The following is a 25,798-nucleotide window of genomic DNA, read 5'->3' as shown; positions in this document are numbered from 1 at the left end:
AGTATAGAGGTAGCAGAAAAAGAAAGTGGTGTGGGATAGGAGCGAGGAGAGTGAAGGAATGAATGCACGATAACATGAGGAAAGCAATAGGTGTAATTCTCCTTGTTTCTTTACTAAGTGTAGGCTTTTTTAAGCCATTTAAAGAATATTTACTGATACCGTCAGAAATGAGCGTCTTTGAAAACCAGACACAAGCCGTTCCGGTCAATGCATCAATAAGCGCTGAAAAGGGTGAATTATCAGAAGCCTTTACGCTGAGAGAAGAGCACGGTCATGCAAGCATAACAGGGCAAAAACAAGGCCGGTCAGAAGTAGTATATGATCTTGCCGGGTTTCCCATTAAAAAAACGAAAGTGCGTGTCCTTCCTGAATTGAAGGTCATTCCGGGCGGACAGTCCATCGGTGTAAAACTGCATTCAGTCGGTGTTTTGGTCGTCGGCTTTCACCAGGTGATGACAAAGGATGGGAAAAAGTCTCCGGGAGAACAAGCGGGAATTGAATCTGGCGACATCATTATTAAAATGAACGGACATAAAATTGAAAAAATGAGCGACATCGCCCCGTTTATTCAAAAAGCGGGTAAGACCGGGGAATCTTTGGATTTATTGGTGAAACGCGATAAGCAAAAAATCAAGACAAAGCTGATTCCGACAAAGGACGAAGCTGAGGGAAAATATCGAATCGGACTTTATATTCGTGATTCGGCAGCCGGTATCGGCACGATGACATTTTTTGAACCGAAAACAAAAAAATACGGCGCATTGGGCCACGTCATTTCTGATATGGATACGAAAAAACCGATTGTTGTGGAAGACGGCGAAATCGTCCGTTCAACTGTAACATCAATTGAAAAAGGAAAAGGCGGCAATCCCGGCGAAAAACTGGCAAGGTTTTCGTCAGAACGGAAAACGATCGGCGATATTAACCGCAACAGTCCGTTCGGCATTTTCGGGAAACTGCATCAGCCGATTAAAAACAACATCTCAGACAAAGCGCTTCCGATTGCTTTGTCAAATGAAGTGAAAAAAGGACCGGCGCAAATGCTGACGGTTATTGAAAACGATAAAGTAGAGAAATTTGATATTGAAATCGTCAGCACCACTCCGCAAAAATTCCCGGCGACTAAGGGAATGGTGTTAAAAGTGACCGATCCGAAACTGCTGAAAAAAACCGGCGGAATCGTTCAGGGAATGAGCGGAAGCCCGATCATCCAAAACGGGAAGGTCGTCGGGGCCGTAACCCACGTGTTTGTCAATGATCCGACAAGCGGCTACGGCGTTCATATCGAATGGATGCTTTCTGAAGCGGGTGTTGATGTTTATGGAAAAGACAAAGCAAGCTGACTGCCGGATCATCCGGCAGTTTTTTTATGTGCGCGTTCTTCACTTCTTTCCAGGATTCATGTAAAATAAGACATGAAGATTTTTCGACAAATTCACGTTTCCTGATTTGTCAAACTTAATTTTTAGTCGAAAAACCTAGAAAATGCTAGAAAAACAAAGATATTCCACTATTATTGGTAAATATGGATTTTTTAAAAGGGGAAGTAGTGGTTTTGTCGAATGTAACATGTAGCAGTCAAATAGGTTGTGTCCTGTTAATACATTGGGGGAGGAAGAAACGTGGAGAAAATTAAAGTTTGTGTTGCTGATGATAATCGAGAGCTTGTAAGCCTGTTGAGTGAATATATAGAGGGACAGGATGATATGGAAGTAATCGGCGTTGCTTATAACGGGCAGGAATGTCTTTCTTTGTTTAAAGATAAAAATCCCGATGTGCTCGTTTTAGATATTATTATGCCGCATCTGGACGGACTGGCGGTTTTGGAGCGGCTCCGTGAATCAGAGCTTGAGAAACAGCCGAACGTTATCATGCTGACGGCATTCGGTCAGGAAGACGTTACGAAAAAAGCCGTCGATTTAGGCGCGTCCTATTTCATCCTGAAGCCGTTTGATATGGAAAACCTTGTCGGCCATATCCGCCAGGTAAGCGGAAATGTCAGCAGCGTCACACACCGTGCGCCGTCTGCACAAAGCAGCATCATTCGCAGCCAGCCGGAGCCGAAACGGAAAAATCTCGATGCCAGCATTACAAGCATTATCCATGAGATCGGTGTGCCTGCCCATATTAAAGGCTATCTTTATTTGCGGGAAGCCATTTCCATGGTGTACAACGATATTGAACTCCTCGGCAGCATCACAAAAGTCCTTTATCCCGACATCGCCAAAAAATTCAACACGACCGCAAGCCGTGTAGAACGGGCCATCCGCCACGCGATTGAAGTCGCTTGGAGCAGGGGAAATATTGATTCCATTTCTTCGCTGTTCGGGTATACCGTAAGCATGACAAAAGCAAAACCAACCAACTCAGAATTCATTGCGATGGTTGCTGACAAGCTGAGATTAGAGCATAAAGCTTCGTAACGCAAGCTTTATGGCAAGATGACTTTTTTACGCCTTCTTTTCCGTGCATGAATGCGGAAGAGAAGGCGTTTTGAGTTTTTGCTCACGAAGATCCCTCCAGCCTGAGGAATCTTGAAGCCGCATAAAAGCGGGATTTACGGCATCTACACATATAATACGGGAGCTGATACTTTGATGATTTCGCCGTCTCTGATATAAAAGCGGGGGACGCGGCGGCTTAACGCAGATACGACTTCGTAGTTAATCGTACCGAGCATTTCGGCAATTTCATCAACGGAAATCTCGGCTCCTTTTTGTTTGCCGTAAATGACGACTTCTTCTCCTTGTTTGCCCTCACTATCACCCAAACTGACCATAATCATATCCATCGTCACTCTCCCCGCCACCGGCACTCTTCTGCCGCGGTGAAGAATAAACCCGCGGTTGGAAAGGGCGCGCGAGTAGCCGTCAGCATAGCCGATCGGAATTGTCGCGATGATTTCACCCGGTTCAGCGATATATGTGGCGCCATAACTGACGGTCCGGGGCTCTGTCACCATGGCTTTCACATAAGCGATACGCGCCTTTAAGCTGAGTGCGGGCGTGAGATCTACGAGGTTCAGCTCCTTTATATAAGCGGACGGGTATAGTCCATATAAACCGATGCCTAAACGGATCATATCGGCGCTGAATTCGGGAAAAGCGATAGCGGCGGCTGTGTTGCACATATGGACAGTAGGCAGCGGGATGTCTTGATTTTTTAAAAAGCGGAGAAAGCTGATAAACTTTTCATGCTGCAGCATTGTCAATTCAGTATCAGGTTCATCCGCTGTTGAAAAATGGGTAAAGATCCCGTCCCATGACAGGTATGTACTCGACTTGAGCGCTTTTACAACTGCTAAAAGGTCTTCTTCTGTGCGTACACCGAGCCGGCCCATTCCGGTATCCACATTGATATGAATGGACAGCCGTTTCGAATCAGCTTCTTTTTCCAATATCTGATTTGCTTTTTTGACCCAGCTGACTTGAAATGCTGATAATGTTATATTCCACAAGGCAGATTTTTTTACACAGCTGAGAGCTGTAAAGCCGAGCACAAGGATAGGTGCCTTAATTCCCGCTCTCCGTAACACAATTCCCTCTTCAACGCTGGCAACTGCGAGCTCGCTCGCGCCGCTTTCCAGTGCCTGCCGCGCTACTTCCACAGAGCCGTGGCCATAAGCATTTGCTTTTACGACGGCCATAATCTTTGACTTCTTCGGAATATGGCGGCGGATCGCCCGTACATTCTTTTTGATCGCATCAAGGTCAACTTCAATCCAAACTTCCCGGCAAAGTTTTTTCATCGCGATTCCTTCTTTCCTTAATGAGATTCAGTACTGACGTGTTTTCATGCTTTCAATCTGCATTTTATTCACACTGAACTGAAATCATTCAAAACATGAGAAGGTGACTGCTGATGTTTAAAATCGAGTTTTCGGGAAATCAGTGCGCCTGCTTTATTTATGCAGTAAGGGCTGCATGGCAGCCCTTAAATTGACTTCACAATATTCTGATCTGAAAATTGGTGTTCAAACATTTTGGACTGGCTTACAGCATTGTTTTGAATGACAATGCCGATATTTCCCCCTCCGGAACCGAAAACGGTTTTTGATGCAGTCAGCGGACTGATGGATATGGCGCCGCCAACATTGACAACGCCGTTTCCTGATACGTTGTTTATCGTAATCGGGCAACCGCTCATTCTATTTTTTCTCCTTTCTCTCACAGTCTACTATCTATATGTACGCTGTAATATGAAATAAGATTAAACAAAACGGCAAAAAAAACCGGCTGCTGTGAGCCGGAAAGGGAGGGAAATACAGATATCATAGTGTTTTCGTTACATTTTGATCAGAGAATTGCGAGTTTAGTGATTGAGACGTGCTGAATTGGTTTAATTGCAGAACAATCCCTGTATTTCCTCCTCCTGAGCCGTAGACGGTTTTTGATACGGTTAAAGGGCTTATCGAAAACGCACCGCCGATATTGAGAACCCCGTTCCCGGAAAGACTGTTAATCGTAATAGGAAAACCAGCCATCATATACGGTCTCCTTTCTATTAATCTATTTACTATATGTACGCTGCAAATCTGAAATAGGAGTAAACAAAGCGGTAAAAAGTTATGAAACAAAAAAACTGCCGGACGTCCGGCAGTTTTTTTGATTACTTTTCAAACGGCACCCAGCCGCCTGTATTCTGGATCATTTCCCATAACGGTTCAGGAAGTCGGTATTTCTCAATTTCAGATGCTTTAATGGCTTTTTCGATTTCCTGTTCGCGGCCTTCTTTGACCAGCACCGCCCATTCAGGGTTAATTAAAATGACACGTCCCAGAGCCACCAGCGGAATCCCGCTTTCTAATACGGCGAGCGCTTCGTCCGCGGTATAGATGGAACCGACCGCCATCAGCGGCACTTTGTGGCCGACGCGTTCGTTTAATAAATCCATCCGTGTCCGTGAAGTATCTGCGCCGCGGCGGGCTTTGGAATTGACATCCATCAGTGAAATATGCAGATAATCCAAGTTTTCTTCCGCAAGTGCATCAGCGAGCATGAATGTTTCTTTCATTGTAAGCCCCGGCGTTTCCGGCTCTTCCGGTGACAGGCGGTAGCCGAGAACAAATGGATGTTCAGCGTGTGCATCAATCGCCTGTTTGACAGCGTCAACGACTGCAAGCGGGAACGCAAGGCGCTTTTCATCGCTTCCGCCCCAGCGGTCTGTGCGCTGATTTGTTTTCGGAGAATAAAATTGTTGAATCAGGTATCCGTTTGCCCCGTGAATTTCAACACCGTCAAAGCCGGCTTCAATCGCTCTGCGTGTCGCTTCGCCGAATGCTTTTACAATGTGCTCAATCTCTTGTTCAGTGAGAGCCCGGGAAGTTTGTCTGCCGTCTTCTTCTGAACCGCTAGGGCTGACGACGTCGTTATTCGGTACGAGTTCAGGAGGGCATTCCAATCCGCCATGGTGAATCTGCACAACGGCTTTCGCTCCTTGAGACTGGATCGCTTGAGCGAGTTTTTTCAAGCCGGGAATGTGAGAATCATCATAGATGCCGGGCTGGCCGGGAAACGCTTTGCCGTCAGGTGTTACGTTTGCACATGCCGTAATAACCATGCCCATTTCTTTTGAACGGGGAGTAATGTAGCTCAATTCACGTTCGGAAATCGTTCCGTCATCGTTTGATGAATAGTGTGTCATCGGTGCAACGGAAATACGGTTTGGTATGGTAACGCCGCTTTCGAACGTAAAAGGTTCAAACAGCGGTTTATATGTTTGCTTCATTATTTCGCCTTCTTCCTTAAAAGTTTAACTCGTCCGTATTCTAGCTTATGTTTTAATTGTGTGCAATTATTTTGCTTGTTCTTCTTCCTGAGGTTATGACCGGCCGAACCATTTAAACGACTGGAACGGTTTTCTCCGTTCCTTTTCAGGGTCTTTATACCCGCCTGAAATTTGATGGCCGATCGAGCTGAATATGACAGCGGCGGCGAATAGGAGAATGATTTTTTTCATATGCATATCTTCTTTCTTATCTTTTACAAGGTTATTTATAAGCATACGCTTGTGTGAAAAAACCGTCAAATTTGTTTTTTATTCTTTTTTCCACTTTCCTGCGGCGAATATCGTTCCGATCTGAATCACAACACTTAACAGAGCGCACACTGCCACAACTGTGTTGCTGTCCATAGAAGACACCCTCCTTTTTGTTAGGTTAATGTATCATATGACAGCTGTCTCTGTTTTGACAAAACCGTAATGCGGTGTTTCATATTTTTCAACAAAAAAGGGCGCTTTTTAGGCGCCTTTACTTTTTTTTCAGCCGATGCAAAGCGATTTGAACGGCGATGGCATCATCCAGATAGCCGATCGGAAACATGTAATCCGGAATCACGTCTGTCGCTAAAATATAATACAGGAGCGCACTCCCTAGAATCGGACGGTCTTCAGCCGGTGTTGATTCATCCATATATTGATGATGCATGTTTTTCAAGTGATCAATAAAAGGGCCGACGCTTTCTTCATTATTCATTTTCTTTTGAAACTCATCACAAATCAGACGATGGCCCTGCTGGGTTTTGGCATATTGTTCATACCTGGTCAGCTCGCGTTCAATTTGTTCACGGGAAAAAGGCTGATCAAACATCTCCCCCATGTTCAGCATATCCTGAATCGCGTGCATCGGATCTTGCGGCGCAGTCTCTTTTTCATGGCCGATGTCTATTCCTGACGCTTCAAGCAATTCCTCCAGCGGGGTGCGGAGGTGCTTTGAAAATTCCTGAAGATGCTTTAAATTGGCCTTCTGCTTGCCGTTTATAATCCGGGAGATGGTGGCCGTATCAATGTTGGCTAATGCGCCGAGTTTTCTCATGGAGAGAGAGTGCTTATCAAGCAGTGATTTTAAAAGGGGGCCCAATGTCTTATGTTCATTTTCTGCCAAGGGTGTCACCTCGTTTCCGCCGGAATGATGATAATCAGTCAATAATTTTTGCAGAAAAGGTACCTTTTCTGTGCTGATGAATAGGATAGTGTAGATTGGAACAGCACAACATGTTGAAAAGACATCAAAGAATGGGGAGAACATAACATGGCTTGGTTATTGATTTTAGGTTTGGCAGTGTCCTCGAGCATTGATAATTTAGGAGTGGGGATGTCATACGGCATCAGAAAGATCAAAATATCGCACGCATCAAATATAATGATCGCTTTTATCTGTTTTTTATTCAGTTATATCGGAATTTATTTCGGCAAATGGATTTCAGCCGTTTTACCGGGCTTTTTTCCCGTTTTGCTGGCGGCTTTTATTTTATCTGTGATCGGCATTCGCATCATCCTGCTGGCCGTGCCGAGAAAAAAAGAAAATACAGCGCCTGCTGACACATCTGGAAAAAAAGGCCGTTTCGCCGGTCTGCTGCAAAATCCGGAGACAGCGGATGCTGACGGTTCGGGAGAAATCGGTATATTGGAATCCATGGTTCTCGGGGTGGCCGTATCCGCAAATGCGCTGACCAACGGATTAAGCGCGGGCCTGATCGGGCTTTCTCCCGCTGCCATTTCCATCACTGCGGCGATCGGAAGCTTTCTGACCATATGGATCGGCTGCCTGCTTGGGAAAAAAGCTGCGTCACTGCGCATCGGTACTTTCCATGTCGGACAGTTCAGCACGGTGCTGAGCGGAGTGATTATTCTCATCATTGCCGTCAATACGCTGCTCTTTTAAGTTGTCCCGTTCATTTTATGAAAAGCTCAAAATAAATATGAATCATTCTGTTCGGGAGAGCGCATGACGGGCTCTCTTTTTTTGCCGATCTGTCATTTTTTCAAAATGAATAGAAAGTCGTCCGTTTCCGTTAAATTTTGCATATCCGGCCATAAGACAGAACCTTTTTCATGGACGGATCAGCTCGCTTTCTTTCTAAGTTCAGGTAATCAGCGGGTCAGAAAGCCTTTATTCCAAATATGGAAAAACGCTGGAGGGACGAAGGCGCCCTTTACAAATCCGCCATTCTGTACAAAGATAAAGCCGAATGAGAAAACGTGAGGTGATCTGTGTGAAGTCTGTCATCCTTCTGATCTTCACTGCATGGCTGCTGTCAGGCTGCGAGTATACCGCGGAGGCGGATTCGGCGCCGTCATTTACACAGGAAGGAACATTTATAAAAGCGGCCGGAAACGATATGATCGCACTGGAAATTGACGGAGAGCGGCACGAGGTGAAGGTGCCTTTTGCTAAGCGGCTTGAATTCCAGTCTCTGCCTGAACATACGGCGGTGCAAATCACCTATAAAAAAGAGAGCAACGGACAATTACGGCTTGAAGAACTGAAAAAAGAAACAGATATGTGAAAAACGGGGAGGAAAAAACGTGGGCCTACTGACAAAAAGCGCTGCTGCATTCGGTGCCGCCCTTCTTCTGCTTGCGCCGTCCGCTTATGCAGCCGAACCTTTGCAAGGGAAGACCATCTATATTGATGCCGGCCATGGCGGAGAAGACAGCGGGGCCGGGGGAAATGGACTGCTGGAGAAAAACATCAATTTAGCGGTGTCAAACAAGGTAGCTGCCAAATTGGAAGCAGAAGGTGCAACACCTGTTGCGTCAAGGACTGATGATACTTTTTTAAGTTTGGACGAGCGGGTGGCGAAAGCAAGCGCCAGCCAATCCGATTTATTCGTCAGCCTTCATACGAACTCAGCCGTATCGACGGCATCGGGTACAGAAACGTATTTTAATTCAACATATGAAGGAGCAGACAGCGAAAGGCTTGCTTCTGATATCCAACAGCAGCTTGTCTCGTCTCTAGAGATGAGGGACAGAGGTGTAAAAGAAGCCCCTTTTTATGTCATTACATATTCAAAAATGCCTAGTGTGCTGGCTGAATTAGGCTTTATCACAAATCCTCAAGATGCGGACAAGCTGAAAAACGCTAACGGGCAAGAACACGCCGCCGACGCCATTGTAAATGGAATCGAAACCTATTACAGCGGCCAATAATCGTAAAATATGTGTAAATAGCGCCCACCTTATGTGCATAACGATTATAATAGAGAAAACCGATGACAAACACCTGAGGTGAAACATATGACGACTATTTTTGCCCACCGGGGGGCGTCGGGCGACTATCCCGAAAATACGATGCCCGCGTTCACAAAAGCGATTGAGGACGGGGCGGACGGAATCGAACTTGACGTACAGATGACAAAAGACGGCCGTATCGTGGTCATTCACGATGAAACCCTTGACCGAACGACGTCTTTACAAGGATTTGTGAAAGATACGGCGTATGACAAAATCAGAACCGCCGATGCCGCCGGAAAATGGAAAGATTCTTTTAAAGGAGTCAGAATTCCGCTTTTGTCAGACGTGCTGCGTTTTGCGGAGCGCGCCGATTTTCTGATCAATATTGAGCTGAAAAACAGTGTATTCCGCTACGAGGGAATGGAAAAAGAAGTGATCAAAAAAGTCAGGTATTACGGATTGGAAAAGCGCGTTATTTTTTCTTCATTTAATCATGAGAGCCTCGCGCTTTGCCATGCCTTGGCGCCTGAGATTGAACGGGCGGTGCTGACGATGGATGTGCTGTACCGGCCTGAACAGTATCTCGCTTCAATCCCTGCTTCAGGTTATCATCCTAAGCTTGGTACGCCGGCGGTCAGCCCTGAAGCGGTCAGACATCTAATAAAACACCAAGTGAAGCTCCGTCCGTTCACCGTTAATCGTCCGGAAGATATGAAGCAGCTGATAAAAGCGGGAGCAGACGCATTTTTTACCGATTATCCAAAGCTGGCTGTTTCTATAAAAGAAGAATGCCGCCATTAAGAAGACTGTTCAGACAGTCTTTTTTTTATGGGCAGAAACCGGAGGGGCGATCATAACGTGATCAGGAGGTTCATATAGTGTAACAGGGCGTTTTATGTAAGCGTTATCTTTTATTTTACTGAAAGTGAGGCAAAAGTGTGGGGAAAACGGTTATCGTCAGTGCGGCAAGAACACCGTTCGGAAAATTCGGCGGTGCATTAAAAGAGGTAAAAGCAGCCGAGCTTGGCGGCATTGCCATAAAAGAAGCAATCAAGCGCGCCGGCATCGGTGAAAGCGAAGCAGAAGGAGCGGCGATGGGAATGGTTGTCCAAGCGGGTGCGGGGCAGATTCCGGCACGGCAGGCTGCAAGGTATGCCGGGCTTCCATGGTCCGTTCCGGCTGAAACCATTAATAAGGTTTGTGCATCGGGGCTTAGAGCCGTTACCTTCTGTGATCAAATCATCCGGGCAGATGATGCCGACGTGCTGATTGCAGGCGGAATGGAAAGCATGAGCAACATCCCGTACGCCATTCCGGCCGGCCGCTGGGGTATAAGAATGGGAGACGGGGTTTTTCAGGATTTAATGGTCCATGACGGGCTGACCTGTGCGTTCGATCAGGTGCATATGGCTGTCCACGGAAGCGCTGCGGCCGAAAAGTACGGCATTTCCCGAGATGAACAGGATAATTACGCTCTTAAAAGCCAAAAACGCGCGGCTGAGGCGGCTGAGACGGGCAAATTGCAAGAAGAAATCGTTCCGGTTACCTGGACCGATAAAAAGGGCAAACAGCATACTGTTACGCAGGATGAGGGGCTGCGCCCTGATACAAGCCTTGAGCAGCTCGCAAAGCTTAAGCCTATTTTTACAGCCGGCGGAACGGTTACAGCGGGAAACGCTCCCGGTGTAAATGACGGCGCCGGAGCATTTGTGCTGATGTCAGAGGAAAAGGCCGCGAAGCAGCATGTCAGACCGCTCGCTGCGATACTTGGCTTTGCGTCTGTCGGACTGGAAGCGTCTGAGCTTGCCAGCGCACCGGGAGAAGCGATCAGCCGGCTTCTGAAAAAAACCGGACTGTCCGTTGACGATATTGATTTGTTTGAAGTAAACGAAGCATTTGCGTCCGTCGTGCTCGTCAGCGAAAAGATTGCCGGATTCAGCCGGGAGAAAGTGAATGTAAACGGAGGGGCGATCGCGTTCGGCCATCCGATCGGCGCAAGCGGCGCCAGAATCATCATGAGTTTGATATACGAATTAAAGCGGCGCGGAGGAGGTTTAGGCATAGCGGCGATATGCAGCGGAGCGGCCCAAGGAGACGCCGTCCTGCTGGAGGTGTACTGATATAACGAGGGGAGCGTCAGATGAAGATGAAAACAATCATGGTCGCAGGTGCCGGTCAGATGGGAGCAGGTATCGCGCAGACGGCTGCAGAAGCTGGGTTTTCCGTCATGTTATACGATGTGGAGCCGGAATCGGTGACAAAAGGCCTTAACCGCATAAAGACAAATCTGGAGAAAGATCAGGCGAAAGGACGCAAGACACGGCATGAAACAGAATCCGTTTTCAGCCGCATCTCCCCGGCAGCGCTCACAGAAGCGGGAGATGCTGATTTTGTAATAGAAGCCATTGCCGAAAACAAAACAGCAAAAACTGAATTACTCGGCACACTTGACAAAATGTGTCCCCCTCATACCGTATTGGCAAGCAATACGTCTTCTCTTCCCATTACGGAGCTTGCCGCTGTCACAAAAAGGCCTGACAAAGTAATCGGCATGCATTTTATGAATCCGGTTCCTGTCATGGAGCTTGTCGAGGTCATCAGAGGGCTTGCTACGTCGGAAGACACGGCTGAAACAGTAAAGAAGCTTGCCGTCCGGATGAAAAAAACGCCTGTCGAAGTCAATGATTTTCCCGGCTTTATATCTAACCGTATATTAATGCCGATGATTAACGAGGCCGTTTATTGCCTTTACGAAGGGGCGGCTTCAAAGGAAGCGATTGATGAAGTGATGAAGCTCGGCATGCGTCATCCGATGGGGCCTTTAACATTAGCCGACTTCATCGGATTGGATACTTGCCTTTCCATAATGGAGGTTCTCTATGCGGGGTTCGGAGATTCGAAATACCGCCCATGCCCGCTGCTCAGAAAATATGTCAGCGCCGGCTGGCTCGGCAAAAAAAGCGGGCGCGGTTTTTATGAGTACAACAGATGACATAAAAATCATGGGGGAGGCCTGCAGCCGTGCATTTTACAGAAGAGCACATCATGATGAGAAAAATGGTGCGCGATTTTGCACGCAAGGAAATCGCACCGATGGTTGAAATCATGGAAACAACCGATGAATTTCCGGACCGGCTGATTAAAAAAATGGGAGAAGCGGGGTTAATGGGCATCCCCGTCCCGGAAGCATACGGCGGAGCGGGGGCTGATACAACATCTTACATTTTAGCGATTCATGAAATATCAAAAGTCAGCGCGGCTGTCGGCGTCATTTTATCCGTCCACACATCGGTAGGGACAAACCCGATTCTGCATTTCGGGACAGAAGCCCAAAAACAAAGGTATATTCCAAAGCTGGCAGCGGGCGAATACGTCGGGGCTTTTGCGCTTACTGAGCCTCAATCCGGATCTGATGCGGGAAGCCTGAAAACAACGGCTGTGCGAAAAGGCGGTTCATATATTCTGAACGGTTCTAAAATCTTTATTACAAACGGCGGAGCGGCAGATCTGTATCTGACATTTGCCTTAACGGACCCGGGAAAAGGGAGAAAGGGGATTTCCGCTTTTATCGTTGAAAAAAACACACCAGGCTTTTCTGTCGGAAAGAAAGAAAAAAAGCTCGGTTTGTTAGGTTCCAATACCGTCGAATTGCAATTTGACCAAGCGGAAATTCCAATTGAAAACCGGCTCGGCGAAGAGGGCGAGGGTTTTTCAATCGCCATGAAAAACTTAGATGTCGGACGGATCGGCATAGCGGCTCAGGCGCTCGGAATTATCGAAGCGGCGCTCGGCTGCTCGGCGGAATACGCCAAAACCCGCAGCCAGTTCGGCAGGCCCATTGCCTCGAATCAGGCGGTTTCTTTTAAACTTTCTGACATGGCGACGAATGCGGAAGCTGCCAAACTATTGGTCTATCATGCCGCTGATCTGTATCAGCGCGGGCTTCCGTGCGGAAAAGAAGCATCGATGGCAAAGCAATTCGCGTCTGATGCGGCGATGAAAGCGGCAGTGGAGGCTGTGCAGATTCACGGCGGCTACGGCTATATGAAAGAGTATCCCGCGGAGCGTTTATTTCGGGATGCGAAAGTCACGCAAATCTATGAGGGCACCAATGAGATTCAAAGGCTGATTATTTCTAAGTATCTTCTTCAATAAAAAGCGCGGAAAAGGAGCGAAACCATGGAATCTTATTCTCCCGGTTTAGATGGCGTCATTGCGGTGGAAACGGGGATTTCTTTTCTGGATACACAGCAGGGCAGGATTTTAATCAAAGGCCATGATCTGATCGAGCTTTCTAAAACGGCCGGATATATGGATATTGTCCATCTCTTATTGGAAGACAGACTTCCTGATGCGAAAGAGAAGGCGGCGCTTGAAGATGACATCCGGCGCGGCGGAGACCTTCCCGAGGAAATCTTGCATATATGCCGTCTGCTGCCTGAACATACTCATCCGATGGACGGTCTGAGGACAGGCTTGTCCGCACTTAGCGGCTTTGACAAGAATATTGATGACCGCACCTCTTCTGTAAATCGGCACCGTGTCCGCGGGCTGATAGGCAAAATGCCCAATCTGACCGTCAACAGCTATCGTGTCATAAACGGTCAGGAACCTTTAGCGCCTGTCGGAACCTTATCGTACAGCGCAAACTTTTTATATATGATTACCGGAAAAAGGCCGTCCTCCTTGGAAGAAGAAATATTCGACAGGTCGCTTCTTTTATACAGTGAGCATGAATTGCCGAACTCAACATTTACGGCCCGTGTCATCGCTTCGACGCAATCGGATATTTACGGCGCTCTCACCGGAGCCGTCGCCTCGCTTAAGGGAAACCTTCACGGCGGAGCGAACGAAGCGGTTATGTACATGCTTGAAGAAGCGAAGGATACAGACGGGTTTATTCAATTGTTAACTCAGAAACTCGCAAACAAAGAAAAAATCATGGGCTTCGGCCATCGCGTCTACATGAAAAAAATGGATCCGAGGGCGCTCATGATGAAAGAAGCATTGAAAAAGCTGTCTGATCTCTCGGGAGATTTCCGTCTCTATCACATGTGTGAAGCCGGCGAAACCGTCATGCGGGAGAAAAAAGGCCTTTATCCGAATTTAGATTACTACGCAGCGCCGGTCTATTACATGCTCGGCATTCCGATACCGCTGTACACGCCTATATTCTTCAGTGCACGAACCGTCGGCCTGTGTGCGCACGTCATTGAACAGCACAGCAGAAACCGGCTTTTCCGCCCGCGTGTCCGCTATACCGGAGCGCGCCTGTAAACAGATAAGAAAGGAAGATGAAAACATGACAGAAACCCGCCGAATGGACGCCGTGATCGAAGAGATTTCTGATTACGTGCTCCATCAGGAGATTGACAGTTCAGAAGCTTTCATTACGGCAGGACATGTGCTTCTTGATACGATAGGCTGCGGAATTTTGGCGCTCAGCTATCCCGAATGTACAAAGCTGCTCGGCCCGATTGTCCCGGGAACCGTTGTGCCGAACGGCAGCCGGGTCCCGGGCACGCCTTTTGTATTAGACCCCGTCACGGCCGCCTTTAATATCGGATGCATCAACAGGTGGCTCGATTATAATGATACGTGGCTTGCGGCTGAATGGGGTCATCCGTCTGACAATCTCGGAGGCATATTAGCTTGTGCGGACTATATTTCCAGAGTGAGAATGTCTGAAGGGAAAGAACCGCTTACCGTGCGCGATGTGCTTCGCGCAATGATCAAAGCGCACGAAATTCAAGGAATCCTCGCTTTAGAAAACAGTTTAAACAGAGTCGGGCTTGACCATGTGCTGTTTGTGAAAGTGGCGACTGCGGCTGTTTGCGCCCACATGCTGGGAGGCTCAAAAGCGGAAATCAATAACGCCGTATCTCACGCCTGGATTGATAATTCAAGCCTCAGAACGTACCGGCATGCGCCGAACACCGGGTCGCGCAAATCATGGGCGGCCGGTGACGCGACGAGCAGAGGCGTGTATTTGGCCCTGATGGCGCAAAAAGGTGAAATGGGGTACCCGACGGCGCTGACCGCACCGGTGTGGGGATTTCAAGACGTATTATTTAACCGGCAGGAAATAAAGCTTGCCCGCCCGCTTGGGTCCTATGTGATGGAGAATGTATTGTTTAAAGTATCCTATCCGGCAGAATTCCACGCCCAGACAGCGGCGGAATGCGCGGTCCGGCTCCATCCGCAGGTGAAAGGCCGCATCGGGGAAATCGACAGGATCACGATTATGACGCATGAATCAGCAATCCGGATTATCGATAAAAAAGGGCCGCTTCACAATCCGGCAGACCGGGATCATTGCCTTCAGTACATTACGGCAATCGGGCTTCTTTTCGGAGATATAAAGGCAGATCATTATGAAGAGGAAACGGCATCTGACCCGCGAATTGATACATTGCGGGGCAAAATGGAGGTGACGGAACACAAAGCGTACTCAAAGGATTACTTGGACCCGCATAAGCGATCCATCTCAAATGCCGTACAGGTGCATTTTACAGACGGCACAGCTACGGAACGGATCGAATGTGAATACCCGCTCGGGCACCGGTTCCGCAGAAACGAAGCCGTACCGAATATTCTTGCCAAGTTTTCAGCAAACATCAGCACTCATTTTTCATTGAAGCAGCAGCGTAAAATAGAAGAAGCCTGCAGACATAGCGGACGGATGCAGCAGCTCAGCGTTATTGAATTTATGGACTTATTTCTCATATAAAATAGGAGGGTGACAAACATGACGTGGATCGTCAGCAGGCAGTCGTCTCAAGAGGAGCTTGCAGAGCGGTTCCGTACGCTGATGACAGCACCGGATGTATTGCAGATCCCCGGCGCTCATGATGCGATGGCTGCTCTTATCGCCAAGAAAACGGGGTTTTCGGCTCTTTATTTATCAGGTGCGGCTTACACGGCGAGCAGAGGGCTGCCCGATTTAGGCATCATCACGTCGGCGGAAATGGCTGAACGGGTTAAAGATTTGGTCCGCTCGTCTGATCTGCCCGTCCTTGTGGATATTGATACGGGTTTTGGAGGTATCCTGAACGCTGCCCGGACGGCGAAAGAAATGTATGAAGCGCGCGCAGCCGCCGTGCAGATGGAGGATCAGCGCCTGCCGAAAAAATGCGGGCATCTGAATGGGAAGCAGCTCGTGCCGATTGAAGAAATGGCGCAGAAAATCAAAGCGGTTAAGCAAGCCGCGCCAACTCTTCTCGTTGTTGCAAGGACAGACGCCAGACAGCAGGAAGGGCTGGAGGGCGCCATAAAAAGAGCGGCCGCTTATATAAAAGCGGGTGCTGACGCTATTTTTCCGGAAGCGCTTCAATCCGAAAGCGAATTCAGAGCGTTTTCCAAACAAACCAGTGTACCGGTTCTCGCAAATATGACCGAGTTCGGAAAAACGCCGTATTACAGTGCGGAAGAATTTTCCGATATGGGCTGTCACATGGTCATTTACCCGGTCACATCACTCAGAACGGCGGCCAAGGCCTTTGAGCGTATTTTCCGCCTTATAAAAGAAGAAGGCTCGCAAAAAACGGGGCTTTCCGATATGCAGACGAGAAAAGAATTATATGAAACGATCGCTTACGATGACTATGAAGAACTGGATCAATCCATTGCTAAAACGATACTGCCGGACGACTGAAAAAGCCCTTTTTTGCAAGGGCTTTTTTTACAGCTTTTTTTTCCTGAACCGCGGGCTGACTTGGTTGCGTTTCCGATCTCTGTACAGAATAAACCCTGCCACAATATAAAGGCCGAATAAAAAAAACGCCAGTCCGGCAGCTCCCTGAAGAAAAAAGGACGGAAACGGGGCAAACACATGCCCGAATAATGCATCTCTCATCAGCTTAATGCCGAGCGCCGCGACAGCGCCGGGGAGGACGAGAATCAAAAGCGCAACAAGCCGGCTCATATTCAGAAAACCCCTTTACGATGTGATTTCCTTTATTGTCCAATCGAAAAAATATTTTGTCAAGAGATGAAAACATGGTAACATAGGGGTTGTGCAAATTATTGCAACGGAAAATACAGGTGTGCAAATTTTTTCATATAAAGGGGTATCGGGATGCAGAAGGTGCTGATTATAGGTGCTGGTAAAGGAGGCACGGCGCTCTTACAGATTTTGATGAAAACAAAGCTGATCCAAATTATTGCGGTGGTTGATCAAGATCCGGAGGCGCAAGGGCTGCAAGAAGCCCGGAAATATGGAATTGCAACCTCATCAGATTGGAAATCTTACATAACCGAAGATATAGATATCATCATCCATACAACGGGCGACAAGGCGGTCATGGATGAGCTTCTCCAACAGAAAAAAGAACAAACCATCGTCATGCCGGGAAAATTGGCGTACATGATGTTTCAGCTGATGGAGGAAAAACAGGAACTTATTCAAATGCTGAAGTCCCAGACGTATAAGCATGACCGGATTTTTAATTCAACGCACGACGGCATGATTTTTATAGACGTCAATGAAACGATCATTTTATTTAATCAGATGGCTGAAAAAATGGTCGGTCAAAAACGGGAAGATGTCATCGGCCGCCAAATTAAAGACGTAGTGCCGAATACAAAACTGCCGCGGATTCTGGAAACGAGAGAGCCGGAGTATAACCAGAAGCAACTCCTCGGAAAGCACCTTCAGATTGTCACGACAAGACTGCCGATCATTGATGAAGGCGGGAAGCTTCTCGGGGCGTTATGTGTGTTTAAAGACATCACGGACGCGGTTGAACTGGCAGAAGAGGTCACGAACTTAAAACAAATCCGCACTATGCTTGAAGCGATTATTCAATCGTCAGACGAAGCCATTTCCGTCGTTGATGAAAACGGCATCGGAATGTTAATCAACAAAGCGTATACAAAAATGACCGGGCTGGCAGAAAGCGAAGTCATCGGAAAACCCGCCTCCACCGATATTTCGGAAGGGGAAAGCATGCATCTGAAAGTATTGGGGACAAGGCGGCCCGTACGGGGGGTAAGGATGAAAGTCGGCCCCAATAAAAAGGATGTCATCGTGAATGTTGCCCCTGTTATTGTCGACGGTATTTTAAAAGGCAGCGTCGGCGTCATTCACGATGTGTCAGAAATTAAAACGCTGACGGCTGAATTGAACCGGGCGCGCCAGATCATCCGCACGCTTGAAGCGAAATACACGTTTGATGACATTATCGGCACGAGTGAACAAATGCTGGTCGCCCTTGAACAGGCCAAGCTTGGGGCGAAAACGCCGGCGACGATTCTGCTGCGGGGAGAATCCGGCACCGGAAAAGAACTTTTCGCCCACGCCATCCATAACGAAAGCGACCGAAAATACAATAAATTCATCAGGGTCAATTGTGCAGCCCTGTCTGAATCCCTGCTTGAATCCGAGCTTTTCGGCTATGAGGAAGGCGCGTTTACGGGCGCGAGGCGCGGGGGCAAAAAAGGGCTTTTTGAAGAAGCGAATAACGGCAGCATTTTCTTAGATGAAATCGGGGAGCTGACCCAAAGCACCCAGGCGAAACTGCTCAGGGTTCTGCAGGAAAAAGAAATTATCAGAGTCGGCGGCGCTAAAGCAATTCCTGTCAATGTCAGAATTATTGCAGCGACAAATGTCAACATCGAAAAAGCCATGGCGGAAGGGACGTTCCGGGAAGACCTGTATTACCGGATTAACCGTTATCCGATCTCCATCCCGCCGCTTCGGCAGCGTAAAGAAGATATTGAAGCGCTGAGCATTCGGCTCATTGAAAAAATCAATCAGGATTACGGACGCAATGTAAAGGGACTCTCGCCCAACGCGCTGCGTGCTTTATCAGCCTACAGCTGGCCTGGAAACGTACGAGAGCTTGAAAATGTGCTCGGCCGGGCGATGATATTTTTAGAGCCGAACATGGAGCGGATCGAACAGCAGCATCTGCCTGTTTTTGAAACAGAGCTGAATGAAAAAAACGGCGCCCAGAGTGATTTTCCGGATGTGGAAGGAGAAAAACTCTCTCAAGCCGTTGAAAAATTTGAAGCGCATGTCATTCAAAAAACGCTTGAAAAGCACAAATTCAACCGAACCAAAACGGCAAAAGCGCTTGGCGTCAGCATTCGGAATCTGTACTACAAAATGGACAAGTACGGCCTTGCAAATGACGGCATGCAATAAATTGCAGAAACAGCGCAACCAGCTGCATGTTTTCTTGAAAAAAAGCCGGAATAACCCTCCCGCATATTTGGCACGGAACTTGCATTGATAAAAGCGGATTCGCACAAGGAAGGTGGTACAAAATGAAGCTGAGAGACCTAGTTGAAAAAGCCGCGGCAAAAAACGCAAAAACCATTGCAGTGGCCCACGCAGCAGATAAAGAAGTGATCCAAGCCCTCAAAATGGCGGCAGAACACTTATCGGCACGATTTTTACTGACGGGTGACAGTGAAAAGCTGAAAGAACTCCTGGCAAACGAGCCGAAGTTTAATGCTGAAATCGTCCACGCCGATTCACCTGAAGAATCTGCAGCAAAAGCAGTGCGGGCAGTGCGTGAACAAGAGGCGGATATTTTAATGAAAGGGAATCTGCCGAGCTCAACTCTTCTGAAATCGGTGTTAAACCGACAGGAAGGGCTGCGTTCAAAAAAGGTGTTATCACATGTAGCCGTTTTTGAGGTGCCGGACTATGACCGGCTGATGTATGTAACGGATTCGGCGCTGAACATTGCCCCGTCTCTTGAAGAGCTTCGGCATATTCTGCAAAATGCGGTTCATGTCGCACATTCAGTAGGGAACCCTATGCCGAAAGCAGCAGTCCTTGCCGCAATTGAAACGGTCAACCCGAAAATGGAGGCGACGCTGAACGCCGCTGCAATCGTCCAAATGTGCAATAGAGGACAAATTACGGGCTGCATTGCGGACGGACCGCTTGCTTTGGATAATGCCGTATCCCAAGCGGCCGCGCTCCAAAAAGGAATTTCCGGAAGCGTTGCGGGCCAGGCGGATATTCTCTTGGTTCCTTCAATTGAGGCTGGAAATATGCTTTATAAGTCAATGATTTATTTTGCGAAAGCAAATGTTGCTGCCGTCATCGCCGGTGCGAAGGCGCCGATTGCATTAACGAGCAGAGCGGATACCGCAGAAAATAAACTGTATTCAATTGCGCTTGCGATTTGCGCATCACAAGAACAGTAGGAGGAACGAACCTATGGAAATTTTTAAATATATGGAGACTTATGATTACGAACAGTTGGTATTCTGCCAAGATGAACAATCTGGATTAAAAGCGATCATCGCGATTCATGATACGACGCTCGGTCCTGCACTCGGCGGAACAAGAATGTGGACATATGACAGTGAAGAAGCTGCGATTGAAGATGCATTAAGACTCGCAAAAGGCATGACTTATAAAAATGCGGCTGCCGGACTAAACCTGGGCGGCGGGAAAACCGTTATTATCGGGGACCCGCGCAAGGATAAGAATGAAGAAATGTTCCGCGCATTCGGCCGGTACATCCAAGGCTTAAACGGAAGATATATTACGGCGGAAGACGTCGGCACCACCGTTGAAGATATGGATATTATTCATGATGAAACAGACTATGTAACAGGGATTTCTCCTGCATTCGGTTCCTCAGGAAATCCGTCTCCGGTTACGGCGTACGGCGTATACAAAGGGATGAAAGCTGCTGCTAAAGCGGCGTTCGGCACTGATTCACTGGAAGGAAAAACAATTGCTGTGCAAGGCGTGGGAAATGTGGCTTATAATCTTTGCCGCCACCTTCACGAAGAAGGCGCTTCTTTAATCGTGACGGATATCAATAAAGAATCTGTTAAACGTGCCGTTGAGGACTTTGGCGCCCGTGCAGTCGATCCGGACGACATTTACTCACAGGCGTGCGATATTTATGCTCCGTGTGCTCTCGGCGCTGTCATTAACGATGACACGATTAAACAGCTGAAGGCGAAAGTCATTGCGGGAGCGGCCAATAACCAGCTGAAAGAGACACGTCACGGCGATACCATTCATGAGATGGGAATCGTATACGCACCGGACTATGTCATCAATGCCGGCGGCGTCATCAATGTAGCAGATGAGCTTTACGGCTACAATGCAGAGCGGGCTTTGAAAAAGGTTGAAGGCATCTATGCAAACATTGAACGGGTGCTCGATATTTCTGCGCGTGACGGCATTCCGACATACTTAGCGGCTGACCGTCTTGCTGAGGAACGAATTGAGCGCATGCGCCGTTCAAGAAGCCAGTTTCTGCAAAACGGCCAAAGCATATTAAGCAGACGGTAGGAAATTGATCTGGAGGTATGAAAATGTTCGAACAGGAAAAACGCATTCTCATTCTGAATCCAGGCTCAACATCAACGAAAATCGGCGTCTTTCACAATGAACGCTGTATATTTGAAAAGACGCTGCGGCACCCCGAAGAAGAGCTGAAAACATTTAACAGCATAATCGCCCAATACGAATTTCGAAAAATAAGCATACTTGAGTCTCTGCACGAACAGGGCATCAACATTTCAAAGTTTGATGCCGTTTGTGCCAGAGGCGGCCTGCTCAGACCGATTGAGGGCGGAACATATGAAGTGAATGACGCCATGATCACTGATTTGAAAAACGGCTACAACGGCCAGCATGCTTCCAATCTGGGCGGAATTATTGCCAGGGAAATTGCTGACGGGCTAAATATCCCGGCATACATCGTCGATCCGGTCGTGGTGGATGAGATGACTCCGCTCGCTAAAGTATCAGGGATGCCTGAAATCAAGCGGAAAAGCATTTTTCATGCTTTAAACCAAAAAGCCGTTGCCCGTCAGGCGGCGGCGTCCCTCGGCAAGCGGTATGAACAGATGAAGATGGTCGTCACCCACATGGGCGGAGGGATCACAGTCGGCGTTCATGACTGCGGAAGGGTGACGGATGTCAACAACGGGCTTCACGGTGAAGGACCTTTAAGTCCGGAACGTGCGGGAACCGTTCCGGCTGGAGATCTGGTGGAAATGTGTTTTTCCGGTAAATATTCAAAAGCCGATATGATGAAAAAACTTGTCGGCACCGGCGGACTGTCCGGCTACCTGGGAACAACGGACGCGTTGAAAGTGGAAAAACGAATTCAGGACGGAGATGAGCATGCAAGGCTCATTTATGATGCCATGGCTTATCAAGTAGCAAAAGAAATCGGGGCGGCAAGCGCCGTTTTAAAAGGAAAAGTAGACATTATCGTCCTGACGGGCGGATTAGCGTACGGGAAACGTTTCGTATCCGCCATCAGATCGTACATAGATTGGATTTCGGATGTACTGGTGTATCCGGGAGAAAATGAACTGCAATCTCTCGCGCAAGGCGCGCTTCGGGTTTTAGCCGGTGAGGAGCAGGCAAAACAATATCAGATCGGCGAAGGAGTGAAAACAGATGGCGACTGAGTATGATGTGGTCATTCTGGGCGGCGGAACTGGCGGTTATGTCGCCGCCATCAGAGCGGCCCAGCTCGGCTTAAAAACGGCCGTTGTAGAAAAAGAAAAACTCGGCGGAACATGCCTGCATAAAGGATGTATCCCGAGTAAAGCGCTGTTAAGAAGCGCGGAAGTGTATCGAACCGCAAAGGAAGCGGCATCGTTCGGCATTGAAACGGAAGGTGTCTCCCTCCGTTTTGACAGTGTGCAAAAACGAAAGCAGGGAATCGTTGACCGGCTGGCCGGCGGTGTAGCCCACCTGATGAAAAAGGGGAAGATTGATGTATTCAACGGGTACGGACGTATGCTCGGCCCTTCCATCTTCTCACCTCTTCCAGGTACAGTTTCCGTTGAATACGCAAATGGCGAAGAAAACGACATGCTGATACCGAAACAATTGATTATCGCAACCGGTTCGAGACCGAAAATGCTGCCGGGTTTAGAAGCTGACGGTACATATATTCTGACGTCAGATGAAGCGCTTGAGCTTGAACGTCTGCCCCAATCCATGATGATCGTCGGCGGCGGTGTCATCGGTATTGAATGGGCATCCATGCTGAACGATTTCGGCGTCGATATCACTGTGATCGAATATGCGGACCGCATTTTGCCGACTGAGGACCGTGATATTTCAAGCGAAATGGAAAAACTGTTAACGAAAAAAGGAATTAAGATCGTGACGGGTGCGAAAGTGCTTCCGGATACATTGAAGAAAGCGGACGGTGTTTCAATTGATGCTGAAAAGAATGGAAAAAGCGAAACGTATCATGCAGAAAAAATGCTTGTTTCCATCGGCCGCCAGCCGAACATTGAAGGAATCGGCCTTGAAAACACGGACATTGTAACGGAAAACGGTTCTGTCGTCGTAAATGAAGCCGGACAGACGAAGGAATCGCACATTTATGCGATCGGTGATGTTGTCGGCGGACTGCAGCTTGCACATGTGGCATCCCGTGAAGGCATCATTGCCGTTGAGCATATGGCGGGTCTTAATCCGGCGCCTCTTGATGCCGCTCTTGTGCCAAAATGCATTTATTCAAATCCGGAAGCTGCGAGTGTCGGTTTGACAGAAGAAGAAGCCGAACGCAAAGGACACGAACTTAAGATCGGAAAGTTTCCGTTCATGGCGATCGGAAAAGCTCTTGTTTACGGGGAAAGCGACGGCTTTGTCAAAATCGTCGCCGACCGGAACACAGATGATATTCTCGGTGTTCATATGATCGGTCCGCACGTCACTGATATGATCTCTGAAGCGGGGCTTGCCAAGGTGCTCGATGCGACGCCGTGGGAAATCGGCCAGTCCATACACCCGCACCCGTCGCTTTCAGAGGCGATTGGAGAAGCTGCACTAGCCGCAGACGGAAACGCGATTCATTTTTAAAAGGAAAGAAGGAGGGGTTTGAATGACTACAAACCGCCATCAAGCATTAGGGCTTTCTGACGCGGAAGCCGTTGAAATGTATAGAACCATGCTGTTAGCCAGAAAAATCGACGAAAGAATGTGGCTGTTAAACCGCTCGGGCAAAATTCCGTTCGTTATTTCATGTCAAGGGCAGGAAGCGGCACAAGTAGGCGCGGCCTATGCTTTAAACCGCGATACCGACTATGTGCTTCCTTACTATAGAGATATGGGGGTTGTGCTTGCATTCGGTATGACTGCAAAGGATTTGATGATGTCCGGTTTTGCGAAAGCGGCTGACCCGAACTCAGGCGGAAGGCAGATGCCGGGACACTTCGGTCAAAAGAAAAACAGAATCGTAACGGGCTCCTCTCCTGTTACGACGCAGGTCCCTCACGCAGTCGGGATCGCGCTTGCGGGACGCATGGATAAAAAGGATATCGTTTCTTTCGTGACCTTTGGAGAAGGCTCTTCCAATCAGGGAGATTTTCACGAAGGGGCGAACTTTGCCGCCGTGCATAAATTGCCGGTCATTTTCATGTGTGAAAACAATAAGTATGCCATCTCTGTCCCGTATGACAAACAGGTGGCCTGCGAGAATATCTCCGACCGGGCGGTAGGCTACGGTATGCCGGGCGTCACTGTTGACGGAAACGATCTGCTGGAAGTTTATCGGGTCGTGAAAGAAGCGCGCGAACGTGCGTCTAAAGGCGAAGGCCCTACATTAATCGAAACGGTTTCCTACCGTTTGACGCCGCATTCGAGTGACGACGACGACAGCAGCTACAGAGAACGCAAAGAAGTAGAAGAAGCAAAGAAACAAGATCCGCTTCTTATATACAAAACATACCTTCAAGAAGCCGGGCTTCTTAGTGAAGAAGAAGAAAAGACCATGCTGGATGACATCATGGCGATCGTAAACGAAGCGACAGACGAAGCGGAGAAAGCGCCATATGCATCTCCTGAATCAACGCTTGATCACGTTTATGCGAAGTAGGGAGGAATACTTATGTCTGTAATGTCTTATATTGACAGTATTAATGCAGCAATGAAAGAAGAAATGGAAAGAGATCCGCGCGTTTTTGTTCTCGGGGAAGACGTCGGGAGAAAAGGCGGCGTGTTTAAAGCCACGGCAGGTCTCTATGAGCAGTTCGGAGAAGAGCGGGTGATGGATACGCCGCTTGCGGAATCAGCGATTGCGGGTGTCGGCATCGGCGCCGCCATGTACGGCATGCGTCCGATCGCGGAGATGCAGTTTGCCGATTTCATTCTTCCTGCGGTCAACCAAATCATTTCAGAAGCGGCAAAAATCCGCTACCGTTCAAACAATGATTGGAGCTGTCCGATGGTCATTAGAGCGCCTTATGGCGGCGGCGTGCACGGGGCGTTGTATCATTCCCAATCTATGGAGGCCATCTTTGCCAACCAGCCGGGCCTTAAAATTGTCATGCCTTCAACTCCTTATGATGCAAAAGGGCTGTTAAAAGCTGCTGTCCGTGACGAAGACCCCGTACTGTTTTTCGAGCATAAGCGGGCGTACCGCCTGATTAAAGGCGAAGTCCCTGCTGACGATTACGTCCTTCCGATCGGTAAGGCGGATGTAAAACGCGAAGGCAGCGACATTACTGTCATTACGTACGGTTTATGCGTCCATTTCGCTCTGCAGGCTGCCGAGCGTCTTGAAAAAGACGGAATTTCCGCGCACATATTAGATTTGCGTACGGTCTATCCGTTAGATAAAGAAGCCATCATTGAAGCCGCATCTAAAACGGGTAAAGTATTGCTGATCACAGAAGATACGAAAGAAGGCGGCATTATGAGCGAAGTCGCCGCCATTATTTCTGAGAACTGCTTATTTGATTTAGACGCACCGATCAAGCGGCTTGCGGGTCCTGACGTTCCGGCGATGCCTTATGCGCCGGCAATGGAAAAATACTTCATGATGAATCCTGACAAAGCAGAAGCCGCGATGAGAGAATTAGCGGAGTTTTAAAGACGTAAGGAGGT

General features: G+C 48.2%; 26 protein-coding genes. 19 read left to right on the top strand and 7 right to left on the bottom strand.

The features are described from left to right. Positions 1-62 precede the first annotated feature (62 nt). Positions 63-1,343 carry a SpoIVB peptidase gene (spoIVB, locus tag AADZ70_RS07310; protein WP_198697863.1) on the top strand — a complete coding sequence of 427 codons (1,281 nt, stop codon included), beginning with the start codon at positions 63-65 and terminating at the stop codon, positions 1,341-1,343. Between the two features lie 279 nt (positions 1,344-1,622). Next, positions 1,623-2,423 (top strand): sporulation transcription factor Spo0A, encoded by an 801-nt coding sequence (gene spo0A, locus AADZ70_RS07305; protein WP_003153177.1) that lies wholly within the window; start codon positions 1,623-1,625, stop codon positions 2,421-2,423. A gap of 143 nt (positions 2,424-2,566) precedes the next feature. Here the strand turns inward: spo0A and alr are convergent, their stop codons facing one another. The 6 genes from alr to AADZ70_RS07275 form a co-directional block, all read right to left on the bottom strand. Further along, entirely contained in the window at positions 2,567-3,748 is a 1,182-nt protein-coding gene (gene alr, locus AADZ70_RS07300; protein WP_016939009.1) for an alanine racemase, read from the bottom strand. Between the two features lie 185 nt (positions 3,749-3,933). After that, positions 3,934-4,146, bottom strand: a complete 213-nt coding sequence (locus tag AADZ70_RS07295; protein WP_016939010.1) for a spore germination protein — start codon at positions 4,144-4,146, stop codon at positions 3,934-3,936. Between the two features lie 124 nt (positions 4,147-4,270). After that, a complete protein-coding gene (locus AADZ70_RS07290) occupies positions 4,271-4,483 on the bottom strand; it encodes a spore germination protein (RefSeq protein ID WP_327815271.1) in 213 nt (70 codons plus the stop codon). A 125-nt stretch (positions 4,484-4,608) separates the two neighbouring features. Next, a complete protein-coding gene (locus AADZ70_RS07285; RefSeq protein ID WP_016939012.1) occupies positions 4,609-5,727 on the bottom strand; it encodes an NADH-dependent flavin oxidoreductase in 1,119 nt (372 codons plus the stop codon). Positions 5,728-5,820: 93 nt separating this feature from the next. Continuing rightward, positions 5,821-5,964: a hypothetical protein gene (locus AADZ70_RS07280; RefSeq protein WP_223152353.1), complete on the bottom strand. Its 144-nt coding sequence runs from the start codon at positions 5,962-5,964 to the stop codon at positions 5,821-5,823. Positions 5,965-6,250: 286 nt separating this feature from the next. After that, positions 6,251-6,883, bottom strand: a complete 633-nt coding sequence (locus AADZ70_RS07275) for a helix-turn-helix domain-containing protein (RefSeq protein ID WP_188154552.1) — start codon at positions 6,881-6,883, stop codon at positions 6,251-6,253. A 147-nt stretch (positions 6,884-7,030) separates the two neighbouring features. Between AADZ70_RS07275 and ytaF the strand changes: the two genes are divergently transcribed. The 10 genes from ytaF (at position 7,031) to prpB (ending at position 16,612) form a co-directional block, all read left to right on the top strand. Beyond that, positions 7,031-7,663, top strand: a complete 633-nt coding sequence (ytaF, locus tag AADZ70_RS07270; protein WP_342007937.1) for a sporulation membrane protein YtaF — start codon at positions 7,031-7,033, stop codon at positions 7,661-7,663. A 307-nt stretch (positions 7,664-7,970) separates the two neighbouring features. Further along, positions 7,971-8,288, top strand: a complete 318-nt coding sequence (locus AADZ70_RS07265) for a hypothetical protein (RefSeq protein ID WP_342007936.1) — start codon at positions 7,971-7,973, stop codon at positions 8,286-8,288. Positions 8,289-8,307: 19 nt separating this feature from the next. Beyond that, positions 8,308-8,934: an N-acetylmuramoyl-L-alanine amidase gene (locus AADZ70_RS07260; protein ID WP_198697861.1), complete on the top strand. Its 627-nt coding sequence runs from the start codon at positions 8,308-8,310 to the stop codon at positions 8,932-8,934. An 87-nt stretch (positions 8,935-9,021) separates the two neighbouring features. Further along, positions 9,022-9,759: a glycerophosphodiester phosphodiesterase gene (locus tag AADZ70_RS07255; RefSeq protein ID WP_342007935.1), complete on the top strand. Its 738-nt coding sequence runs from the start codon at positions 9,022-9,024 to the stop codon at positions 9,757-9,759. Between the two features lie 137 nt (positions 9,760-9,896). Next, complete coding sequence (locus AADZ70_RS07250; protein WP_342007934.1) at positions 9,897-11,078, top strand: acetyl-CoA C-acetyltransferase; 1,182 nt, start codon at positions 9,897-9,899, stop codon at positions 11,076-11,078. Between the two features lie 20 nt (positions 11,079-11,098). Beyond that, a complete protein-coding gene (locus AADZ70_RS07245) occupies positions 11,099-11,950 on the top strand; it encodes a 3-hydroxybutyryl-CoA dehydrogenase (RefSeq protein ID WP_016939021.1) in 852 nt (283 codons plus the stop codon). 29 nt (positions 11,951-11,979) lie between these two features. Further along, positions 11,980-13,113, top strand: coding sequence for an acyl-CoA dehydrogenase (locus tag AADZ70_RS07240; protein ID WP_016939022.1), 1,134 nt, complete (start codon positions 11,980-11,982; stop codon positions 13,111-13,113). Between the two features lie 24 nt (positions 13,114-13,137). Then, positions 13,138-14,235, top strand: a complete 1,098-nt coding sequence (gene mmgD / locus AADZ70_RS07235; RefSeq protein WP_342007933.1) for a citrate synthase — start codon at positions 13,138-13,140, stop codon at positions 14,233-14,235. A gap of 25 nt (positions 14,236-14,260) precedes the next feature. Continuing rightward, positions 14,261-15,688 (top strand): bifunctional 2-methylcitrate dehydratase/aconitate hydratase, encoded by a 1,428-nt coding sequence (locus tag AADZ70_RS07230; protein WP_342007932.1) that lies wholly within the window; start codon positions 14,261-14,263, stop codon positions 15,686-15,688. Between the two features lie 18 nt (positions 15,689-15,706). Next, complete coding sequence (gene prpB, locus AADZ70_RS07225; RefSeq protein ID WP_016939025.1) at positions 15,707-16,612, top strand: methylisocitrate lyase; 906 nt, start codon at positions 15,707-15,709, stop codon at positions 16,610-16,612. A gap of 27 nt (positions 16,613-16,639) precedes the next feature. Here the strand turns inward: prpB and AADZ70_RS07220 are convergent, their stop codons facing one another. Continuing rightward, positions 16,640-16,882 (bottom strand): DUF2627 domain-containing protein, encoded by a 243-nt coding sequence (locus AADZ70_RS07220; RefSeq protein ID WP_049626990.1) that lies wholly within the window; start codon positions 16,880-16,882, stop codon positions 16,640-16,642. Between the two features lie 153 nt (positions 16,883-17,035). Between AADZ70_RS07220 and AADZ70_RS07215 the strand changes: the two genes are divergently transcribed. From AADZ70_RS07215 to bfmBAB, 7 genes are all read left to right on the top strand, one after another. Further along, on the top strand, positions 17,036-19,105 hold the full coding sequence (locus AADZ70_RS07215) for a sigma-54-dependent Fis family transcriptional regulator (protein WP_049626989.1): 2,070 nt from the start codon (positions 17,036-17,038) through the stop codon (positions 19,103-19,105). Between the two features lie 122 nt (positions 19,106-19,227). Beyond that, on the top strand, positions 19,228-20,121 hold the full coding sequence (gene yqiS / locus AADZ70_RS07210) for a phosphate butyryltransferase (RefSeq protein ID WP_342007931.1): 894 nt from the start codon (positions 19,228-19,230) through the stop codon (positions 20,119-20,121). Between the two features lie 13 nt (positions 20,122-20,134). After that, positions 20,135-21,229: a branched-chain amino acid dehydrogenase gene (bcd, locus tag AADZ70_RS07205; protein ID WP_007612452.1), complete on the top strand. Its 1,095-nt coding sequence runs from the start codon at positions 20,135-20,137 to the stop codon at positions 21,227-21,229. Positions 21,230-21,246: 17 nt separating this feature from the next. Further along, the gene (buk, locus tag AADZ70_RS07200) at positions 21,247-22,362 is read left to right on the top strand and encodes a butyrate kinase (protein ID WP_095241629.1); all 1,116 of its coding nucleotides are present in this window, start codon (positions 21,247-21,249) and stop codon (positions 22,360-22,362) included. After that, complete coding sequence (gene lpdA, locus AADZ70_RS07195) at positions 22,352-23,773, top strand: dihydrolipoyl dehydrogenase (protein WP_016939030.1); 1,422 nt, start codon at positions 22,352-22,354, stop codon at positions 23,771-23,773. The genes buk and lpdA overlap by 11 nt, the downstream gene beginning before the upstream one ends. 22 nt (positions 23,774-23,795) lie before the next feature. Next, positions 23,796-24,788, top strand: a complete 993-nt coding sequence (locus tag AADZ70_RS07190; RefSeq protein WP_060964809.1) for a thiamine pyrophosphate-dependent dehydrogenase E1 component subunit alpha — start codon at positions 23,796-23,798, stop codon at positions 24,786-24,788. Between the two features lie 12 nt (positions 24,789-24,800). After that, the gene (gene bfmBAB, locus AADZ70_RS07185; RefSeq protein ID WP_016939032.1) at positions 24,801-25,784 is read left to right on the top strand and encodes a 3-methyl-2-oxobutanoate dehydrogenase subunit beta; all 984 of its coding nucleotides are present in this window, start codon (positions 24,801-24,803) and stop codon (positions 25,782-25,784) included. The last annotated feature ends 14 nt before the right edge of the window (positions 25,785-25,798 follow it).

This window comes from Bacillus sp. YBsi01, from assembly GCF_038406745.1.
Classification (GTDB): Bacteria; Bacillota; Bacilli; order Bacillales; family Bacillaceae; genus Bacillus; species Bacillus siamensis.
Note: the sequence above shows the minus strand (reverse complement) of the source record. Positions and strands in the feature narration are given on the sequence as shown.

Bases quoted from the DNA above. Each gene is read 5' to 3' on its own strand.
- alr (WP_016939009.1), bottom strand. From the start codon at position 3,748: ATGAAAAAACTTTGCCGGGAAGTTTGGATTGAAGTTGACCTTGATGCG.
- spoIVB (WP_198697863.1), top strand. From the start codon at position 63: ATGCACGATAACATGAGGAAAGCAATAGGTGTAATTCTCCTTGTTTCT.
- AADZ70_RS07280 (WP_223152353.1), bottom strand. From the start codon at position 5,964: ATGCATATGAAAAAAATCATTCTCCTATTCGCCGCCGCTGTCATATTC.
- bfmBAB (WP_016939032.1), top strand. From the start codon at position 24,801: ATGTCTGTAATGTCTTATATTGACAGTATTAATGCAGCAATGAAAGAA.
- AADZ70_RS07290 (WP_327815271.1), bottom strand. From the start codon at position 4,483: ATGGCTGGTTTTCCTATTACGATTAACAGTCTTTCCGGGAACGGGGTT.
- AADZ70_RS07295 (WP_016939010.1), bottom strand. From the start codon at position 4,146: ATGAGCGGTTGCCCGATTACGATAAACAACGTATCAGGAAACGGCGTT.
- AADZ70_RS07255 (WP_342007935.1), top strand. From the start codon at position 9,022: ATGACGACTATTTTTGCCCACCGGGGGGCGTCGGGCGACTATCCCGAA.
- lpdA (WP_016939030.1), top strand. From the start codon at position 22,352: ATGGCGACTGAGTATGATGTGGTCATTCTGGGCGGCGGAACTGGCGGT.
- AADZ70_RS07285 (WP_016939012.1), bottom strand. From the start codon at position 5,727: ATGAAGCAAACATATAAACCGCTGTTTGAACCTTTTACGTTCGAAAGC.
- bcd (WP_007612452.1), top strand. From the start codon at position 20,135: ATGGAAATTTTTAAATATATGGAGACTTATGATTACGAACAGTTGGTA.
- mmgD (WP_342007933.1), top strand. From the start codon at position 13,138: ATGGAATCTTATTCTCCCGGTTTAGATGGCGTCATTGCGGTGGAAACG.
- AADZ70_RS07215 (WP_049626989.1), top strand. From the start codon at position 17,036: ATGCAGAAGGTGCTGATTATAGGTGCTGGTAAAGGAGGCACGGCGCTC.
- prpB (WP_016939025.1), top strand. From the start codon at position 15,707: ATGACGTGGATCGTCAGCAGGCAGTCGTCTCAAGAGGAGCTTGCAGAG.
- buk (WP_095241629.1), top strand. From the start codon at position 21,247: ATGAAAATGTTCGAACAGGAAAAACGCATTCTCATTCTGAATCCAGGC.
- AADZ70_RS07265 (WP_342007936.1), top strand. From the start codon at position 7,971: ATGAGAAAACGTGAGGTGATCTGTGTGAAGTCTGTCATCCTTCTGATC.
- AADZ70_RS07190 (WP_060964809.1), top strand. From the start codon at position 23,796: ATGACTACAAACCGCCATCAAGCATTAGGGCTTTCTGACGCGGAAGCC.
- AADZ70_RS07230 (WP_342007932.1), top strand. From the start codon at position 14,261: ATGACAGAAACCCGCCGAATGGACGCCGTGATCGAAGAGATTTCTGAT.
- AADZ70_RS07245 (WP_016939021.1), top strand. From the start codon at position 11,099: ATGAAGATGAAAACAATCATGGTCGCAGGTGCCGGTCAGATGGGAGCA.
- ytaF (WP_342007937.1), top strand. From the start codon at position 7,031: ATGGCTTGGTTATTGATTTTAGGTTTGGCAGTGTCCTCGAGCATTGAT.
- yqiS (WP_342007931.1), top strand. From the start codon at position 19,228: ATGAAGCTGAGAGACCTAGTTGAAAAAGCCGCGGCAAAAAACGCAAAA.
- AADZ70_RS07220 (WP_049626990.1), bottom strand. From the start codon at position 16,882: ATGAGCCGGCTTGTTGCGCTTTTGATTCTCGTCCTCCCCGGCGCTGTC.